Origin of the sequence: Mesorhizobium sp. CO1-1-11 (genome assembly GCF_020164995.1) — a bacterium.
Taxonomy (GTDB): domain Bacteria; phylum Pseudomonadota; class Alphaproteobacteria; order Rhizobiales; family Rhizobiaceae; genus Mesorhizobium; species Mesorhizobium australicum.
On the sequence record NZ_JAIUHE010000003.1, the window covers coordinates 110,665 to 127,594 of the forward strand.

The 16,930-nt window shown below is 63.1% G+C and carries 13 protein-coding genes; 3 read left to right on the plus strand and 10 right to left on the minus strand.

The genetic code is table 11. The annotated features are described in order from the left end of the window. Position 1: 1 nt before the first annotated feature. Complete coding sequence (locus LB554_RS04445; RefSeq protein ID WP_015315836.1) at positions 2 to 1,456, plus strand: glutamate synthase subunit beta; 1,455 nt, start codon at positions 2 to 4, stop codon at positions 1,454 to 1,456. On the opposite strand, the gene LB554_RS04450 is transcribed toward LB554_RS04445, so the two are convergent. Together LB554_RS04450 and LB554_RS04455 are read right to left on the minus strand one after the other, a co-directional pair. After that, entirely contained in the window at positions 1,453 to 2,643 is a 1,191-nt protein-coding gene (locus LB554_RS04450; RefSeq protein WP_224583417.1) for a DUF459 domain-containing protein, read from the minus strand. The genes LB554_RS04445 and LB554_RS04450 overlap by 4 nt on opposite strands. 70 nt (positions 2,644 to 2,713) lie before the next feature. Beyond that, positions 2,714 to 3,937 carry a lytic murein transglycosylase gene (locus LB554_RS04455; protein ID WP_224583300.1) on the minus strand — a complete coding sequence of 408 codons (1,224 nt, stop codon included), beginning with the start codon at positions 3,935 to 3,937 and terminating at the stop codon, positions 2,714 to 2,716. A gap of 211 nt (positions 3,938 to 4,148) precedes the next feature. Between LB554_RS04455 and galU the strand changes: the two genes are divergently transcribed. Then, complete coding sequence (gene galU, locus LB554_RS04460) at positions 4,149 to 5,054, plus strand: UTP--glucose-1-phosphate uridylyltransferase GalU (RefSeq protein ID WP_015315839.1); 906 nt, start codon at positions 4,149 to 4,151, stop codon at positions 5,052 to 5,054. 181 nt (positions 5,055 to 5,235) lie between these two features. Here the strand turns inward: galU and LB554_RS04465 are convergent, their stop codons facing one another. Beyond that, positions 5,236 to 7,011 carry an outer membrane beta-barrel protein gene (locus LB554_RS04465; protein ID WP_181174534.1) on the minus strand — a complete coding sequence of 592 codons (1,776 nt, stop codon included), beginning with the start codon at positions 7,009 to 7,011 and terminating at the stop codon, positions 5,236 to 5,238. Positions 7,012 to 7,259: 248 nt separating this feature from the next. On the opposite strand from LB554_RS04465, the gene LB554_RS04470 reads away from it, so the two are divergent. Beyond that, the gene (locus LB554_RS04470) at positions 7,260 to 8,261 is read left to right on the plus strand and encodes an SIS domain-containing protein (protein WP_224583302.1); all 1,002 of its coding nucleotides are present in this window, start codon (positions 7,260 to 7,262) and stop codon (positions 8,259 to 8,261) included. A 171-nt stretch (positions 8,262 to 8,432) separates the two neighbouring features. Here LB554_RS04470 and LB554_RS04475 read toward each other — a convergent pair whose 3' ends face one another. The 7 genes from LB554_RS04475 to LB554_RS04505 all read right to left on the minus strand — a co-directional run bounded on the left by LB554_RS04475 (position 8,433) and on the right by LB554_RS04505 (position 16,815). Continuing rightward, positions 8,433 to 8,897 carry an NfeD family protein gene (locus tag LB554_RS04475; RefSeq protein ID WP_015315842.1) on the minus strand — a complete coding sequence of 155 codons (465 nt, stop codon included), beginning with the start codon at positions 8,895 to 8,897 and terminating at the stop codon, positions 8,433 to 8,435. 14 nt (positions 8,898 to 8,911) lie between these two features. Then, positions 8,912 to 9,862 (minus strand): SPFH domain-containing protein, encoded by a 951-nt coding sequence (locus LB554_RS04480; RefSeq protein WP_015315843.1) that lies wholly within the window; start codon positions 9,860 to 9,862, stop codon positions 8,912 to 8,914. 121 nt (positions 9,863 to 9,983) lie between these two features. Further along, a complete protein-coding gene (locus LB554_RS04485; RefSeq protein WP_224583304.1) occupies positions 9,984 to 11,195 on the minus strand; it encodes an NAD(P)/FAD-dependent oxidoreductase in 1,212 nt (403 codons plus the stop codon). Positions 11,196 to 11,247: 52 nt separating this feature from the next. Beyond that, positions 11,248 to 12,312, minus strand: coding sequence for a ferrochelatase (gene hemH / locus LB554_RS04490; RefSeq protein ID WP_224583307.1), 1,065 nt, complete (start codon positions 12,310 to 12,312; stop codon positions 11,248 to 11,250). A gap of 211 nt (positions 12,313 to 12,523) precedes the next feature. Next, on the minus strand, positions 12,524 to 14,593 hold the full coding sequence (locus LB554_RS04495; RefSeq protein WP_224583309.1) for a bifunctional metallophosphatase/5'-nucleotidase: 2,070 nt from the start codon (positions 14,591 to 14,593) through the stop codon (positions 12,524 to 12,526). Positions 14,594 to 14,807: 214 nt separating this feature from the next. Then, positions 14,808 to 15,185: a hypothetical protein gene (locus tag LB554_RS04500; RefSeq protein WP_023770500.1), complete on the minus strand. Its 378-nt coding sequence runs from the start codon at positions 15,183 to 15,185 to the stop codon at positions 14,808 to 14,810. Positions 15,186 to 15,369: 184 nt separating this feature from the next. Continuing rightward, the gene (locus LB554_RS04505) at positions 15,370 to 16,815 is read right to left on the minus strand and encodes a homospermidine synthase (RefSeq protein ID WP_140661790.1); all 1,446 of its coding nucleotides are present in this window, start codon (positions 16,813 to 16,815) and stop codon (positions 15,370 to 15,372) included. Positions 16,816 to 16,930: the final 115 nt, after the last annotated feature.

The window sequence follows — 16,930 nt, forward strand, 5'->3', positions numbered from 1 at the left end:
TATGGGCAAGGTAACAGGCTTTCTCGAAATCGACCGGCAGGTGCACAAGTACCAGCCGGCCTCCGACCGCATCCGGCATTTCCGCGAATTCACGCTGCCGATGTCGGACAAGGAAGTCGAGAAACAGGCCGCGCGCTGCATGGATTGCGGCATTCCGTTCTGCCATGGGCCAACGGGCTGTCCGATCCACAACCAGATCCCCGACTGGAACGACCTCGTCTACAACAGAGACTGGGACAACGCGATCCGCAACCTGCACTCGACCAACAATTTCCCGGAGTTCACCGGCCGCATCTGCCCCGCGCCTTGCGAGGAAGCCTGCACGCTGAACCTCGAAGACATTCCGGTCGCCATCAAGACGGTGGAGCAGGCGATCGCGGACAAGGCTTACGAGACCGGCCACATCAGGCCCTATCCGCCGGAGAAGAAGACCGGCAAGCGGGTCGCCATCATCGGCTCCGGCCCAGCCGGCATGGCGGCCGCCCAGCAGCTTGGCCGCGCCGGTCACGACGTGCATGTCTATGAGCGCGAGAGCCGCCCCGGCGGGCTGATGCGCTACGGCATCCCCGACTTCAAGATCGAGAAGCATTATATCGACCGGCGCATCGAACAGATGCAGGGCGAGGGCGTCACCTTCCATTGCGGCGTCAATGTCGGCATCGACAAGCCGGTGGCTGAACTCCTCGCCGAACATGACGCCGTGCTCTATTGCGGTGGTTCGGAAACGCCGCGCGCTGCCGGTATTCCCGGCGACGATCTCGGCGGCGTGCATGACGCGATGCCCTATCTGGTGCAGCAGAACCGCCGCGTCGGCGGCGAACCGATCCAGTCGGTGGCATGGCCGTCGCATCCAATCATCGCCGGTGGCCAGCACGTCGTCGTCGTCGGCGGCGGCGACACCGCGTCCGACTGCGTCGGCACCGCCTTCCGCCAGGGTGCGGTGCGCGTCACCCAGCTCGACATCCGTCCGCAGCCGCCCGAGAAGGAAGACAAGCTCTCCGTCTGGCCCTACTGGGCGACCAAGATGCGCACCTCGTCCTCGCAGGCCGAGGGCGCCGAACGCGAATTCCAGGTGGCGACGCTCGAATTCATCGGCGAGGAAGGCCAGCTTACAGGCGTGAAGTGCTGCGAGGTCGACGACAAGCGCAAGCCGATCGCCGGCACTGAATTCGTCATCCGCGCCGATCTCGCCTTCATCGCCATCGGCTTTGCTGGCCCGGCGATGGCGGGCGTTGCGGCGGAACTCGAGGGGGAGATGAAGATCACCACCGACAGCCGCCGTTCCAGGAATGTCGAGGCCAATGACCGCGATTACAGGACGAGCGTCGACCGGCTCTACGCGGCGGGCGACGTACGCCGTGGCCAGTCGCTGGTCGTCTGGGCGATCCGCGAAGGCCGCCAGGCGGCACGCTCGATCGACGAGGCGCTGATGGGGACGACCGTCCTGCCGCGTTAAGGGCTGACCGCCGTGGTGGTGTCGGACGCTGCCGCTGTCGCCGGACTTGCCTTCGGCGGCCGGGAAAAGTCGTCGGCGCGGCCTGGGGAAGCCTCCGGCGCCTTGCCCTCGATCACCAGCCTTTCGCCAGGGAGAGCCGGATTGGCCTTCGGCGGTGGGGCAGCGCCGAGCAATTCTGTGCCGCCGTCGAGCGCGGGATCGCTGAGCAGCATGGGTTGGGTGCGATCGATGACGATAGGCGCGGCCGCTGGAGCGGGGGTCTCGACCGGTGCGCCCGCCGGCGCCGTCGTCGGTGCCACGCTTCCCGGCGCGGCCAGTCCAAGGATCTTAAGCAGCGGCTTTTCGGTGTAGAAGGCGAGCTTGCGCTTGCCGGCTTTGGACACGTTGATGCCGTCATCGGCGCGCAGTCGCACCGGCTGACCGTTCATGTCGGGGCCAGAGGTGACGAAGGCGCCGTTCTCGTCGACGAAGCCGTCCCAGACATCGACGAATTCGCCGCCGTGGCTTTCGGCGGCCTTGTGGTAGATGTCGTTGAAGGCCAGCATGTCGGAGGTCATCTTCGGCACCCGGAAGGCCGGCATGCCGACCCACAGGAAAGGCACCTTGGCGGTGGCGATTGCCTTGCCGAGCTCATCGGTGCGGCGCTCGTATTCCTTCGTCCAGTTTTCGGAGCGGGGCTGTTCGCGTACGTCGCCGACCTTCATCTGCTGGCGGTCGTTCGACCCGAGCATGACGACCACCGCGGCGGGTTTTTCGGTGTCGATCAGCGATTTGATCTGTTCGGGCCAGTTGTAGAAATCATCGCGCACGAAGCCTGACGAGCCATTGCTGCGGACCACGATCCTGACGCCGGTATTCTCGGCGAAGGCTTCGTCCAGACCCTCGGCGAGGCCGGCCGCCATGAAGTCGCCGACCACCAGGACGGTGCGGGCGTCCGGCGCTTTTTCGACCACGGGCGTTGCCGGCTCCTCTGGTGGGCGAGGCGCACGCGGTTTCTTCTTCGGCTTAGGTCTCGCCTTCTGGATGTCCTGCGGCGGCTCGACCCGCTCGCTGCGGCGCGGAAACAGAAGGTCGCGCAATGACCAGCCCCGGCTTTGCTGCGGCTGTTCCTGCGCCATGGCTGGGGCATGGACAGCTCCGGCCACGGCAATGGCGAGCACGGCGAAGGCCAGGATCAGCACCGGCATGCGACGGACGAACGTCCCGATGCGCGTAGGCCAAACCAATCGCTCCCTCCCTACTCAACTTCGTCAGGCTCTATTTCTGCCTGAGCCATTTCAGCACTTCCAAGCTCGGATAGCCATCCTGGGTCAAGCCAACCTTGGCCTGATAAGCCATGATGGCCGTCTTCGAGCCGTCGCCGATCTTGCCGTCGAATTTGCCGTCGTAAAGGCCGTGCTGGGAAAGTCGCTTCTGCAACTCCTGCCGTTCCTCGAAGCTGAGCTTGGTAAAAGGCCGGTTCCAATCCTGGACCAGGCCGCTGCCACCCGCGATCTCATCGGCAAGCAGACCGACGGCGAGCGCGTATTTGTCGGCATTGTTGTAGGCCTTGATGACCGAAAAATTCCTGACCATCAGGAAGGCCGGCCCGCCACGGCCGTCCGGCACTTTCAGCGTTGCCTTGTCGGTGAGGTTCTTGAACGGCTTGCCGCTGGCGCGGCCCACGCCGAGCGCCTGCCATTGCGCCAGGGTCTTCGACGCGGCGGGAAGTTTGCCGGCCGGCAACGCGACCTCGTAGCCCCAGGTCTTGCCGGCCTGCCAGCCATTCTTCTTGAGCAAATTGGCTGATGTCGCCAGCGCATCGGGAATGGAATTCCAGATGTCGCGCTTGCCATTGCCGTCCATGTCGACGGCATAGTGCTGGTAGCTGGTCGGGATGAACTGGGTCTGGCCCATGGCGCCCGCCCAGGAGCCCATCAGGTGGCTTTCGTCGATATCGCCGGTCTGCAGGATCTTCAGCGCCGCTACCAGCTGGGTGCGGGCGTATTTCGACCGTTTCGCGTCGCTATAACCCAAAGTCGCCAGCGAACGGATGACGTTGCGCATGATGTCGTCGCGCTTGAGAATTTCGCCATAGTTCGATTCCATCGACCAGATGGCCAGGAGAACGTAGCGGTCGACGCCGAATCTCGCCTCGATCCTGTCCAGCCAAGGCTTCCATTTCTTCGCCATCTGCTGCCCGACGGCGACGGACTGGTCATGGACGCGGTTGTCGAAATAATCCCAGGCGGGCGCGGTGAATTCGGGCTGGGTGCGGGCCTTTTCCAGCACCACCGGATCGGGCTCGTTGATGCCCCGGAAAGCCTGGTCGTAAACGGCGCCGGAAACGCCACCCGCCACGGCGGTGGCGCGGAAGCCGGCGACCCATTGCCGGAAACCGGCGTCGGCGAAGGCCGGCCCGGTGGGGACAAGCAAAGCGAGCGAGAGGCTGGCCGCCGTCATGACGCTGGCGAAACGTTTTGCGGCATTGCGAACGGACATCTTTTCCTCCTTCTCTGTCCCAGGAAAGACCATTCTTCGCCGAACCGGGTTAGGAATTAGTTTACCATAGGCGTCGCCTGGAACGAAAAGACACCTCGATGCTTTAACCGGCGGGAGTTTCCCTCAGCCGTCCCACTAATCTTCAATTCCGGCGCGAAAATGTCGGGGGACGGGGATTGCGGAGCTGGCCAGCAAACGGATAATTGAAAGTATGAAGAGAGTTCGCAAGGCAGTTTTCCCGGTCGCCGGTCTCGGCACGCGGTTTCTCCCGGCCACCAAGGCTGTTCCCAAGGAGATGCTGACCGTCGTTGACAGGCCAGTCATCCAGTATGTCGTCGACGAGGCGCGCGAGGCGGGCATCGAGCATTTCATCTTCGTCACAGGCCGCAACAAGGCGGTCATCGAGGACCATTTCGATATCCAGTTCGAACTCTATGATACGCTGGCACAACGCGGCAAGGACGAGCAGCTTGCCCGCCTGCAGCGGCTGCAGCCGGCACCGGGGCAGACCAGCTTCACCCGCCAGCAGGTGCCGATGGGTCTTGGCCATGCCGTCTGGTGCGCGCGCGAACTGGTCGGCGATGAGCCGTTCGCCCTGTTGTTGCCCGACATGATCATGCAGTCGGAAAAGAGCTGCACGAAGGCGATGGTCGAGCTCTACGAGGAGACCGGCAACAACATCATCGCGGTGCAGGAATGCGACCCGGCGGAGGCTCATAAATACGGCATCGTCGGGCGCGGCGAAGACACGCATCACGGCTTCCGCATCACCGAGATGGTCGAGAAGCCGAAGTCGGGCACCGCGCCGTCCAACCTCTACATCAACGGCCGCTACATCCTGCAGCCCGAGATCTTTAGGATTCTGGAAGGCCAGGAAAAGGGCGCAGGGAACGAGATCCAGCTGACCGACGCGATGCTGAAGCTGGAGAAGCAGCAGGCCTTCTACGGCTACCATTACAAGGGCCGCACCTTCGATTGCGGCTCGCCGGAAGGTTTCGTCGAGGCCAATGTCGCTTTCGCGCTGTGGCGCAACGACATGAACCAGAGCATGGCCGGCGTCATCCGCACGCTGCTCGACGAGATGAAGCCATCAGAACGGCGCGGGGCAGCCTTCTAGGGTATGCCTGATATTCAGGTGATGCCGGCCTGCGAATGGCCGCTCCTACGCTTCCCAGTTCTACTGCGTCGCAGTAGAATTGTGCTCACGTACATAAAGTACGCTCCGCTGCGGTTCTCGGTATCAGCCATTCTCGACTCGGCCCGACCCTGACTCTCGCCATGCCTTGGCGCACACGCCTTCAGCGCTGCACCTTCACGCCGACGAAGATGCTGTTGGCGGTGTAGTCGCGGCCGGGCAGGTTACTGGTCAGCTTTTCGGTCCTTACCCTGCTGGTGAGGCCCGCATAGCGGTTCAGCCACCAGGTCAGCCCGGCCTCGGCGCTCAAGATCCTGTCATGGCCGTCAATGCCGACATAATCGCGCCAATCCAGGCCCAAGGCCGCATTCGCGGTAAGATTGGATCGGATCACGCGCTCGCCCGTCAGGCGTCCGGAGTAGAGGATATCGCCGCTTTCGCCCGATGTGGTCGTGGTCTCGACGGTGGTCTTGCCGGTCAAGCCGATGGTGGTGCCGCGCTGCGGCGACCATTTGAGGTCGGCATTGAGGGTGGCCCCCGAAATCGCTTCCAGGCTGTTGTCGTCGATCGCCTCCCTGAGCCAGCCGGCCGAGAATTCGCCCGACAGCTTCTCGCCCATGTCGAGTTGCAAGCCGGCGCGGGCGCCGAGACGCGTCGAGGAGCGCTCGAAGCCTTCATTGTCGATGCGCTGGTCGTAGGCCCGGCGGCCGACCTCGATCTCGGTGAAGGGCGTGAGCGCTGGGGATATCTCGTAGCCGGTGCGCAAGGTTGCCGTGTAGAGCGTATTGTCTTGATCTTTCTGCGACAGCGAGGTGCCGTCCGAGAGCTTGGCGTCACCATAGAAATCGTGCGAGACCGCCCCGGTCAACGTGTACTGCATCTTGCCGACGGCCTTCTCGACGCCGATGCTGCCGTCGATGGTCTGCCGCAGCGGCTGGGTGCTGACGCCGGCGATGGCATCGGGCGAGGACGCGGATTCCGGCACGGCTTCGTAGCCGAGCTTGGCGATGGCGCGCAAGTCATTGTCGAGGTCGACATTGAGCTGGCCTTCGATGCGGCCCTGCGCGTCGTGAACCGGGTAGCCCGACACGGTTTCACGGAAAATTCCGTAGCCGTCGATGGTCGCGGCGTTTTCACGCCAGTCGGAAGCGGCGGTAAAGCGAAGAGCCGTCTCGGACAGCAGCGCTGATGTGCCGGCACTGCTCGAATCGCCGTTCGTCGTCGCCGTCAGCCCCTGTTCGATGGTCGGCCGGATGATGAAGGAGCCCCATTTGACGCCGGTTGCGGCGAACGGATCGTCCTCGGGTTTCTTGTTCTGGCCCTCGATTGCAGCGGTGCGCTCGGCGCCGGGGTCGAGTTTCTGCTTGTCCGCACTGTCGATGGTGAGTGCACGGCGATTGGCCGCTTCCTGATCCGCCGCGATATCGGCGGTGTCGTCCGTCGCGGCCGTCGTGGCGGTGGTGGTTGGATCCGTAGCCGCCATGGTGTTCTTTTTTTTCTTCTTTTTGTCGGCGACCTTGTCCTTTGCCTTGTCGGCCGCATTCTGCCTGGCGGTCGAAGCGCGGCGTGGCTTGGGCGGCGTGGGCGCGTCGGCAGAGGCATCGTCGCTGGCCTGGGGCGGGTCGAAGACGCTGGTGGTCGAGTTCGCGGCGTCCGCGTCGTCAGGCACGGCGCCGGCGCTGGCCGGCAGATAGGTTCGCGCCGGCGCATTGTCCTGCGCGGCCGCGTTGGCCGCCGCTTGCTGTGCAAGAACCAGGTTTCTCGCCTTGCGCTGCTGGTCGGACAGGATCGCCGATTCCGACACTTCTCCGCGCAATTCCGTTTCCTGGGCATGGAGTGGCGTGGAACGCAGCAAGGCAAGGATGCTGGTCGCCAGCAGCAAGGCGCAGATCGCCTTGCCCTGTCGTCCTCTCAATTTTTCTGGCTGGACCCCGGACATCGCCACCACTGCCTGCGCGGCGCACGCGCGCCATACTTACCGAACCGTAAATGGGGATGGTTAACGGAGGGTTGAGGTCGCGCGCGCCACTGGCTCCAAACGCGGATTTCCGCGGGCGACAATGCGGGTCTGCGTCGTGCCTTCCATTTGATCCTTGTCGTCGTCCCCAACGACCGCACACATCCGGCCGTCATGCAGAGGCCATTTCTGTTGGACAGGCGGGCGGCAAAGCGCTAATCGCATCACCCATGCATGCGAGATCTCTCGATAAGAAGCCTCTGGACAGGCAAGCGTCGATCGAATCGGCGCTTAGAACGGTAACAACCGAACAGGCGGGAGTCGCGGCCCTTGCCGAGGCGCTTGAGAACGGACTGGCGGCATCCTTTGCCCAGGCCGTCGAGACGATCTCGAAGATCGAGGGCCGGCTCATCGTCACCGGTGTCGGCAAAAGCGGCCATATCGGTTCGAAGATCGCCGCTACGCTGGCCTCGACCGGCACGCCGGCCTTTTTCGTCCATCCCGTCGAGGCAAATCATGGCGATCTCGGCATGATCGCCAGGGACGACGCCATCGTCGCGATCTCGTGGTCGGGCGAGAGCAAGGAGATGATGGGCATCGTCGCCTATTCTAGGCGCTTCTCCATTCCACTCATCGCCATCACCTCCGGAGAAACCTCGGCGCTGGCGCGCGCGGCCGACGTCGTGCTGCTTTTGCCGCGCACCCCGGAAGCCTGCCCGCACGGCCTGGCGCCGACGACGTCGACGCTGCTGCAACTGGTCATCGGCGATGCGCTGGCGATCGCGCTGCTCGAGGCGCGCGGCTTCACGCCGGACCATTTCCGCACCTTCCATCCCGGCGGCCAGCTCGGCGCCAACCTGACCATGGTCTCCGAGATCATGCGGGTCGGCGAGCAGATGCCGCTGGCTTCGCTCGGCACCAAGATGCCGGAAGCGGTGATGACGCTGTCGCAGAAGAAGGTCGGCTGCGTGCTGATCGTCGACGCCAATGGCGAGTTGGCCGGGATCATCACCGATGGCGATGTCGCGCGCAACCTGCACCGCAACCTGGCCGACGTCATCGTCGACGAGGTGATGACCCGCACACCCAAGACGGTCGACCCGCAGACGCTTGCAGGCACTGCGATCGCGCTGCTCAACGAGCACAATGTCGGTGCGCTGGTGGTGACCAGGAACAACATGCCGCTGGGCGTGGTGCATTTCCATGACCTGCTGCGCATCGGCGCTGCCTAAGATATTGATCTTCAGGTGAGGCCGGCCTGCGAGCGAAGGATTTCTGCGCTTCCGGCGTAGGCCGGAGCGCACGGACTTAATGTCCGCCCTGCTCGTCGCAAGAGCGACCCCGAAACCCATCGTTCACGACTTGAATCTCAAATACTTTAGCACGTTGGCACTCGCTGGAATTCAGACCCGCTCCACCGTCAGTTCCAGATCCGTGTCCGCGGCGCTTGTCACACGCACCTGAGTGCCGGCGGGCAGATCGGGGCCGGAGACACGCCACAGCGTGTCGCCGAGCTTGATGCGGCCACGGCCGTCGCGGATCGGTTCGGCGAGCGTCGCCATCCTGCCGACCATCTGGGCGCCACGGCGATTGAGCAGCGGCTGATCGGTTGGCTGGTCGTGTCCGCCCATGAGTTTCTTGCCGACAAAGGCTGAAACCAGCGACAGCACGAGGAATAGCAGCACCTGGACCTGCCATGTCCAGATGGCGACATCCCAGATCAGCAGCGACACCGCGCCGACGATCAGAGCGGCGATGCCGATCCAAAGCATGAAGAAACCCGGTGCGATGACCTCTACCACCAGCAGCACGAAGCCCAGAACCATCCAGTTCCACGGCCCGAGTTCAGAAACGATGCGGTCGATCATGAGAGTGGCCTATCTCAGTTGTCGGAGGGCCTGACGACAGGCGGACGTGCCGCCTGCCTTTGCGCACCGGTCGTGCCTTCGCTGCGAAAGACTTCCTTGGCGATTTCGCCGATACCCCCGAGCGAGCCGATCAGCGACGATGCCTCGAAAGGCATCAGCACGATCTTGCTGTTGGTGGCGGTGCCGATCTTGCCCAGCGCCTCGGTGTATTTCTGGGCGACGAAGTAGTTCAGTGCCTGGACGTCGCCCTTGGAGATCGCTTCCGACACCACCTGGGTGGCGCGGGCTTCCGCTTCGGCGGAGCGTTCGCGCGCCTCGGCGTCGCGGAAGGCGGCTTCCTTGCGGCCCTCCGCTTCGAGGATCTGCGACTGCTTGAGGCCCTCGGCGGCCAGGATCTGTGCGCGCTTGTTGCGCTCGGCGGTCATCTGGCGGCCCATCGATTCGATCAGGTTGGCGGGCGGGTTGATATCCTTGATCTCGACGCGGGTGATCTTGATGCCCCAAGGATGCGCGGCCTCGTCGACGACGCGCAGCAGGCGCTCGTTGATGGCGTCGCGGTTCGACAACAGCTCATCGAGGTCCATCGAACCCATGACGGTGCGGATGTTGGTCATCGTCAGGTTGAGGATGGCGTTCTGCAGGCCGGCAACCTGATAGGCGGCCTGTGCCGCATTGAGGATCTGGTAGAAAGCGATGCCGTCGACACCGACGATGGCATTGTCGCGGGTGATGATCTCCTGGCTCGGAACGTCGAGCACCTGTTCCATCATGTTCATCTTGGCGCCGATGCGGTCGACGAACGGAAAGATGAGGTTCAGGCCGGGGCTCAGTGTCTTGGTGTAACGACCAAAGCGTTCGACGGTATAGTTGTATCCTTGTGGGATTGTCTTGATGCCCTTGAACAGCACCAGTACGACAAGCGCCACCAGAACAACGACCGCAATATCGAAACCACTGAAATCCATTTGGCCCTCCCTCATGGGCAGGCCGCGCGAGCCATTCCCGCGCAACCGGCTTCACCAAAGACTTAAGTGTGTTTCAGGAACGTTACAATCAGGTGATGAGGGATTGTTTGTGGGTATGCACTCAGCGGTTGAAGGCAAACAGGCTTGCATACGTGTCTTCAAGCCCGCCGATCGAAGCAGAGATGATCTCGGCGGCGATGCGCGAGAAGGTAATGCCGTTGCCGCCATAACCCATCACGGCATGGATGCGCGGGTGCCTGGGAATGGCGCCGATGTAGGGGAGGCCAGTGGTCGTGGTGCCGAAGGAGCCGGTCCAGGCAAAGTCGGGCCGGGTGTCGAGGTGCGGAAACATCAGGTCGAGTTTTGCGGCAATGCGGGCGCTTTTGTCGGCTATCAGCTTATCGCGCCGCGTCTCGTCAAGGAATTCCTCGTCCTCGCCGCCGCAGATGACCCGGCCATCGGCGGTTGCCCTGACATAGAGGTAGGGATCCGACGCCTCCCAGATGAACGCCGCGCCCGGCCAGAGCTTCCGTGGTTGCGGACATGTCGCAATCGCCCATGTCGAGATGACCCGGTGAGCGGCCGCCGGCACGATGTCGATCAGCTCGTAACCGGTGGCCAGGACAACATGCCGTGCCGTGATGGTGAGGCCGTCCGTGGTTGCCACCACCACCTCATCGGCGCTGTCCTCGATCGCCGTCGCTTCGACGGGAGCGTATAAACGTGCCTTGCGCTCCAGCGCCTTGAGCAGCAGCCCTGCCGTCAGCTTGCGAGGGTCGAGCGCGATGTTGCCATGGCTCAGGATGGCGCCACCCCGATCGATGCCGAATGCTCCGGCCAATGGCGCCGATGTAAGATAGGTCGCGCCGATGCCGGCCATCTGCCGCGCCTCGGCTTCGTCCCGGAGTTCCGATGGGCCGAGCACGGTGCCAGCCAGATAAAGCGATTGGGTGCGGCTTATGCCGCAGTTGATGCCGAGTTCGGCGATGCGGGCGGCAAGGTTGGAAACGGCTAGCCGGGAGCGTCGCCAGGCCTGCCGTGCCTGGCCCTTGCCGATCATCATCGAGAGCGTTGAAAGCGGCTGGTCGATCTCGAATTGCACAAGCGCTGTTGTTGCCGCCGTCGATCCTTTCAGCGGGCCACGCCGGTCGATGCAGATCACGGCGTGAGCGCCGGCTGTCAGCGCCTCGGCCATCATGGCGCCGCTGATGCCCATGCCGACGATCAGCACATCGGTCTTGACGTCCCGGGTCAGACTGCCAGTCGGTACCGCGGGCGCCCGATAGGCAGACCAGACGGGCCGGCCAGTGCTGAGGTCAAGTTTGCGGAGCATTGAGTTCTCCGGAGGCGCTGCTCAACGCTCCGGAGCTGGTGTTGTTCCGGCATCAAGCCCAGCCTGACAGCTCGCGCCGTACCATCGCTTCGATCACCGCCATGCCTTCAGGGCTGTCATTCAGGCATGGTATGCGGGCGAAGTTCTTGCCGCCGGCATGGTGGAAGGTCTCGGCCGCTTCGCGGCCAATCTCATCCAGCGTCTCGATGCAGTCGACTGAAAACCCCGGATTGACGACGGCGATCGACTTGACGCCGTCCTTGGCCAGTTTCTCCACAGTCTTGTCGGTGTAGGGCTGCAGCCATTCTTGCGCCCCGAAGCGTGATTGGAAGGTGGTGATCAATTTTCTCTCGTCCCAGCCGAGCCTGTCGCGCAGCAGCCGCGTCGTCTTCAGGCAATGACAATGATAGGGGTCGCCCTTCTCAAAATAGGGTTTTGGAATGCCGTGATAGGAGGCGATGACCACCTCGGGCCGGAAATCCAAGGTCGCCAGATGCCGTGCGATCGAACTGGCCAGCGCCTCGATGTAGACTGGCTCATCATAATAGGGCGGCACGCTGCGGACGGCAGGTGCCGCCCGCATCTTCATCAAGGCGCGAAACAGCTGGTCGTTTGCGGTGGCGGTCGTCGTCGCCGAATATTGCGGATAGAGTGGAAAGCTCAGGATGCGATCGCAGCCTTGTGCGACCAGCCTTTCGGCGACGCTCGACGTCGAAGGGTTGCCGTAGCGCATCGCCCAGTCGACGACCACGTTGGGCAGATCGCGTAGCGCCTCGGCCAGTTTTTCACCTTGTGCGCGGGTATAGGTACGCAAAGGCGACTCGTTCTTCTCCCGGTTCCAGATCCTGGCGTAGTTGGCGCCCGACTTCTTCGGTCGCGTGGTCAGCACCAGTCCATAGAGGATGGGATACCAGATCGCCTTGTTGAGTTCGATAACGCGTGGATCAGACAGGAACTCCCTGAGATAACGCCACATCGGCCTGAACTCGGTGCCGTCGGGTGTTCCAAGGTTGACCAGCATGACCCCTATCTTGCCGATCTTGACGGGGGGATGCCCGACCGGTCGTGGGCCAGGGGCTTTCGCGGCTTTGGGATCGACAATAGTGGAAAGCGGCATATGGGTCTCCGAGACGTGAACCTAACCATCCTGCAGGAGCTTTCAATGCCGCGTCTGGCCGCACCTTGTAGCATGTCGCGGCGGATAGGATTCGCCCGACCTGCCGTAAGCTTCTGATAACCGAGGACACCTCCGGGCGACATGCATCAGGCCATGGAGATATAAACCCGCCCGGTTCCCCGGGCGGGCGATGTGGCGGAGCTGGACGAAATTACTTCGCCGGGATGGTCAGTGTCGCGCCCGGCATAAGCCGATGCGGCCTTTGGCCCTTGTTCGCCTCATAGATGAGCTTCCACTTGGTCGCATCGCCATAGGCCTTCTTCGCCAGATCCCAGTAGGTATCGCCGGTCACGACGACATGATTGCCGGTGGCTGGTGTGGCTTCAGCGGGCTTTGCCGGCTCGGCGGGCGCGGGCGTCGCAGGCGCAGGAGTGGCCGGCGCGGGAGTGGTCTCGGCAGGCTTCGCCGGTTCGGCAGGTGCCGGCGGGGCCGGTGGTGCAGGCGCGTTTTCCGTCGATATGGCTGGCGGCGTGTTGGCGATATCGCCTGAGTTGGCAGGCAATTCCGGCATTGCCGGTGCAGCCGGTTTGGCAGCCTCGGCCGGTGCCGGCGCTGCCGGTGCGGTCTCCGCCGGCTTTGCTGGTTCGGCGGCGGGAGCTGCCGCTGTCGTCGCCGCGATCTCGGTGATGCGGCCGTCGAGCTTCGGCGTATAGGGCCGGTGCGCGCCGAGATAGTCGGCCACGACCTGTTCGAGGCCAGGGCCGTAGTCGTAAGCGTTCTTGGCCTTTTCGGCGAAGACCTTGTAGCCGTCGCCGCCCTGGCGGACATAGTTGTTGGTGGCGACCAAATAGTCCTTGGTCGGATTTATCGGCGTCCAGGCGCCATTTTCCATCACCTCCACCGACTTGACGCGGCCGGCATTGGGTGCGACCGATCTGTCGAAGGAATATTTGAGGCCCGCCACCTGCGGGAAGCGGCCGGCGCCGTCCTCGATCTGGCTAAGCCCGCCTTCGAGGCCGGCGACCAGGTCCTTGCCGGAAATCTGGAAGGTCGCCAGCGTGTTTTGAAACGGCAGCACGGTCAGCACCTCGCCCATGGTGACGGTGCCCTTGTCGATGGAAGCGCGCAGGCCGCCTCCGTTGGAAATGACGATCTCGACACCCTGTCCCTTGACGCGGTCGAGGATGGCGTCGGAGACGAGATTGCCCATCGCGCATTCCTTGGCGCGGCAGCTTTCGCGGCTGCCGTCGATGACATCGGTGGTCTCGGCCACTTCCTTGTTCTTCAAGGCCTCGATCGGCGCGCCAAGCTCCTTGATGCGGACGAGCACGGCCGGGTCCGGTGTGATCGACTTGTCGAGATAGATCGGGTCGCCGCTTGCCGATTTGACGACGCCATTGTCGTCGAAAACCACCTTGAACTCGCCGAGATATTTCGAATAGGACGCCGCCTGCACCACCGGCACCTTGTAGCCGCCGGGGTTGTCGACCATGGTCGGGTAGGGACCAGCCGCCTTCGGATCGGTATTGGACAGAAGCGTGTGGCTGTGGCCGCCGACCACGATGTCGATGCCAGGGATCTTGGCAATGACGTCGCGCTCCCTGTTGTAGCCGATATGGGTCACGGCGATGATCTTGTTGACGCCTTCTCCCTTGAGTTTCTCGACCTCGGCCGTGATCGACTTGACATCGTCCTCGATTTTGATGTTGGGGCCGGGGGAGGCGAGTTCGGGCGTGTCGTTGGTGGCGGCGCCGATGATGCCGATCTTCTGGCCGCCGACCTCGACGACAACAGACGGCTTGACGCGGTCGCCGAGCTTGGACTGCGCGTTGGCCTTGACGTTGGCGCCGAGCACAGGGAACTTGATCATGTCGAGGAACGGCGCCAGCGCCGCCTCGCCGTCGTCGAATTCATGGTTGCCGAGTGCCATGGCGTCGAACTTCATGTCATTGAGGAACTCGCCTTCGACCTTGCCCTTGTAAGTCGTGTAGAACAGCGAACCCTGGAAATTGTCGCCGGCACTGAGCAGCAACACGTTCTGGCCTTCCAGCTTCTTGCGTTCCTGGGCAATGGCGGTGATCAGCCGGCCGGCGCCGCCGATGCATTCGCCCTTGGTCTCCTCCTCGGCCGAGCAGGTCGATTCGTATTTGTTGTTGCCTTCGATGCGGCTGTGCCAGTCATTGATGTGCAGGATGTTCAGTGTGTAGTCGGCAAAGGTTGCGCCGGCCGACAGGCCAAGCGTCGACGCGGAAAGGGCGGCAATGGCGGCAAGCTTCTTCATCTTCGTCTCCCGGTAGGCTGATCAGAGGCGTCTGGCGCCCTTGCTTGACTGGGTATTACAGCCAGCGTTTCGATCATGTTCCCATCGCGTCCGGGCCGACGCAAGGGGAAATGCGGCGGTATCTCCAGGCGCGAAACCCGGGGTATTTGCCGGCACAAAAAAAGAACGGCGGCCGAGGGGCCGCCGTCTTATGTGACTGGATTGTTCGCCGAGTTCAGGTGCGCCGCGTCAGCACGAAATTCTGGCCGGCGGAGCTGGTGCAGTTGAGCTGGCTGGTCGACACCATCAGGCAATTGAAGCTTACCGGGGTTTGGCGGATCAGCGAGGTGCCGTTGATCTGCACCGACGTGGCGCCGGTCATCGTGTAGCTGCCATCGGCAAGCTTCTGTCCCGTGTCGGTGGCGACGGTCGTGAAGGTGCCGCCGGTGAAGGTCGACAGGCCGGTGCCCTTGGCATCGATCCAGGAACCTTCGACCCCTTTCGGGGCGGCGGCCATGGGCGGCGTATCTGGGCCGCTGGTGGCACAGGCAGCAAGCATCGAGGCAAGGGCGCCCGCCAGGCCTGTCGAAAGAACTTTGCGCGCAATCGTCATATGAAATCCTCTCCAAACGCGTCGTCCCAGAAATCGGGCCGATTTCTGGGAATGACGCGAACGTCCAAAGTGCCGGGGTATGCTTTAAGCGTTCAACGGACGCACATCGCCACCCCAGGCCGCCTCCCTTCAATCGCCCGATTTCCGGGCGATTGCAAGGCAATGGAGCATGGTCCGGGTGGTGCTATCGGACGAGGATGTTGCGGAATTGCCACGGGTCGCTGCGGTCGAGGTCCTCCGGGAAGAGACCCGGGCGTCTGTCGAGCGGCGTCCAGTCGGTATAATAGCCCTTGACCGGTCCGAGATAGGGCGACTGCACGTCCAGGCAGCGTTTGTAATCCATCTCGTCGGCCTCGACGATGCCGGCGGCGGGATTCTCCAGTGCCCAGACCATGCCGGCCAGGACAGCCGAGGTGACCTGCATGCCAGTGGCGTTCTGGTAGGGGGCCAGCTTGCGCGCTTCGGCGAGTGACAGCTGCGAACCGTACCAGTAGGCATTCTTGTCATGGCCGTAGAGCAGGACGCCGAGCTCGTCGACACCGTCGACCAGTTCGTTCTCGTCGAGCACGTGGTGCACCGGCTGCGGCTTGCCGGCGGCACCGAACATCTCGTCCAGCGACAGCATCGCATCGTTGCAGGGATGGTAGGCGTAGTGGCAGGTCGGGCGGTATTGAACCTTGCCCTTCTTGGAGCGCACTGTGAAGAAATCGGCGATCGAGATCGCCTCGTTGTGGGTTACCAGCAGGCCATATTGCGGTCCCGGCGTCGGGCACCAGGAGCGTACGCGGGTGTTGGCGCCGGGCTGCTCCAGGTAGATCGCGGCCTTTGAACCATGCTTGTGCTTCTTGCCGTTCTTGGGCATCCAGGTCTCATGCGTGCCCCAGCCGAGCTCGGCTGGCTGCAAACCCTCGGAGATGAAGCCCTCGACCGACCAGGTGTTCCAGAACACATCCATCGGCTTGGGCTTCTTGGTCCGCTGGGTGTCGCGCTCGGCGATGTGGATGCCCTTGACGCCGGCCTTCTTCATCAGCTTGGCCCAGCCCTCGCGGTCGTCCTGCGATGGCTCGGAGAATTCCATGCCAAGATCGGTGGCGAGGTTGACCAGCGCCTGCTTGACGAACCACGACACCATGCCGGGATTGGCACCGCAGGTGGATATCGCAGTGGCGCCGCCCGGCTTGTCGTGCTTTTCCTTGATCAGCGCCTCGCGCAACGCATAGTTGGTGCGGCTGGCGTTGTCGGCCTTGGCGTCGAAATAGAAGCCAAGCCAAGGCTCGACGACGGTGTCGATATAGAGCACGCCGAGCTTGCGGCAGAGCCGCATCAGGTCCACCGAGCCGGTATCGACCGACAGGTTGACGCAGAAGCCCTGGCCACCGCCATTGGTCAGAAGCGGCGTCAAAAGCTTCTTGTAGTTCTTCTCGGTCACCGCTTCCTGGACGAAGGCGATGCCGCGCTCGTCGAGCAGCTTGCGATCGGTATCGCGCGGGTCGAGGACTGTCATGCGCGACTTGTCGAACTTGAAATGGCGCTCGATGAGCGGCAGCGTTCCGCGTCCGATCGAGCCGAAGCCGATCATCACCACGGGGCCGGTGATCTCACCGTAAACGGGCCAGTTTTCGTTCGCCATTTTATCGAGCACTCCTTCAACTACGTCCAAAAGCCGGGCAACTGCGTTCAAAAGCTGGGCAACTGCGTGCAAAAGCCCGGCATTTTCGCCCAACGGCCATGCGCTACATCACAGA

Excerpts from the sequence above, each read along its gene's own strand:
- LB554_RS04470 (WP_224583302.1), top strand. The coding sequence starts at position 7,260 with ATGCATGCGAGATCTCTCGATAAGAAGCCTCTGGACAGGCAAGCGTCG.
- hemH (WP_224583307.1), bottom strand. The coding sequence starts at position 12,312 with ATGCCGCTTTCCACTATTGTCGATCCCAAAGCCGCGAAAGCCCCTGGC.
- LB554_RS04495 (WP_224583309.1), bottom strand. The coding sequence starts at position 14,593 with ATGAAGAAGCTTGCCGCCATTGCCGCCCTTTCCGCGTCGACGCTTGGC.
- LB554_RS04480 (WP_015315843.1), bottom strand. The coding sequence starts at position 9,862 with ATGGATTTCAGTGGTTTCGATATTGCGGTCGTTGTTCTGGTGGCGCTT.
- LB554_RS04475 (WP_015315842.1), bottom strand. The coding sequence starts at position 8,897 with ATGATCGACCGCATCGTTTCTGAACTCGGGCCGTGGAACTGGATGGTT.
- LB554_RS04500 (WP_023770500.1), bottom strand. The coding sequence starts at position 15,185 with ATGACGATTGCGCGCAAAGTTCTTTCGACAGGCCTGGCGGGCGCCCTT.
- LB554_RS04455 (WP_224583300.1), bottom strand. The coding sequence starts at position 3,937 with ATGTCCGTTCGCAATGCCGCAAAACGTTTCGCCAGCGTCATGACGGCG.
- galU (WP_015315839.1), top strand. The coding sequence starts at position 4,149 with ATGAAGAGAGTTCGCAAGGCAGTTTTCCCGGTCGCCGGTCTCGGCACG.
- LB554_RS04485 (WP_224583304.1), bottom strand. The coding sequence starts at position 11,195 with ATGCTCCGCAAACTTGACCTCAGCACTGGCCGGCCCGTCTGGTCTGCC.
- LB554_RS04450 (WP_224583417.1), bottom strand. The coding sequence starts at position 2,643 with ATGCCGGTGCTGATCCTGGCCTTCGCCGTGCTCGCCATTGCCGTGGCC.
- LB554_RS04465 (WP_181174534.1), bottom strand. The coding sequence starts at position 7,011 with ATGTCCGGGGTCCAGCCAGAAAAATTGAGAGGACGACAGGGCAAGGCG.
- LB554_RS04505 (WP_140661790.1), bottom strand. The coding sequence starts at position 16,815 with ATGGCGAACGAAAACTGGCCCGTTTACGGTGAGATCACCGGCCCCGTG.
- LB554_RS04445 (WP_015315836.1), top strand. The coding sequence starts at position 2 with ATGGGCAAGGTAACAGGCTTTCTCGAAATCGACCGGCAGGTGCACAAG.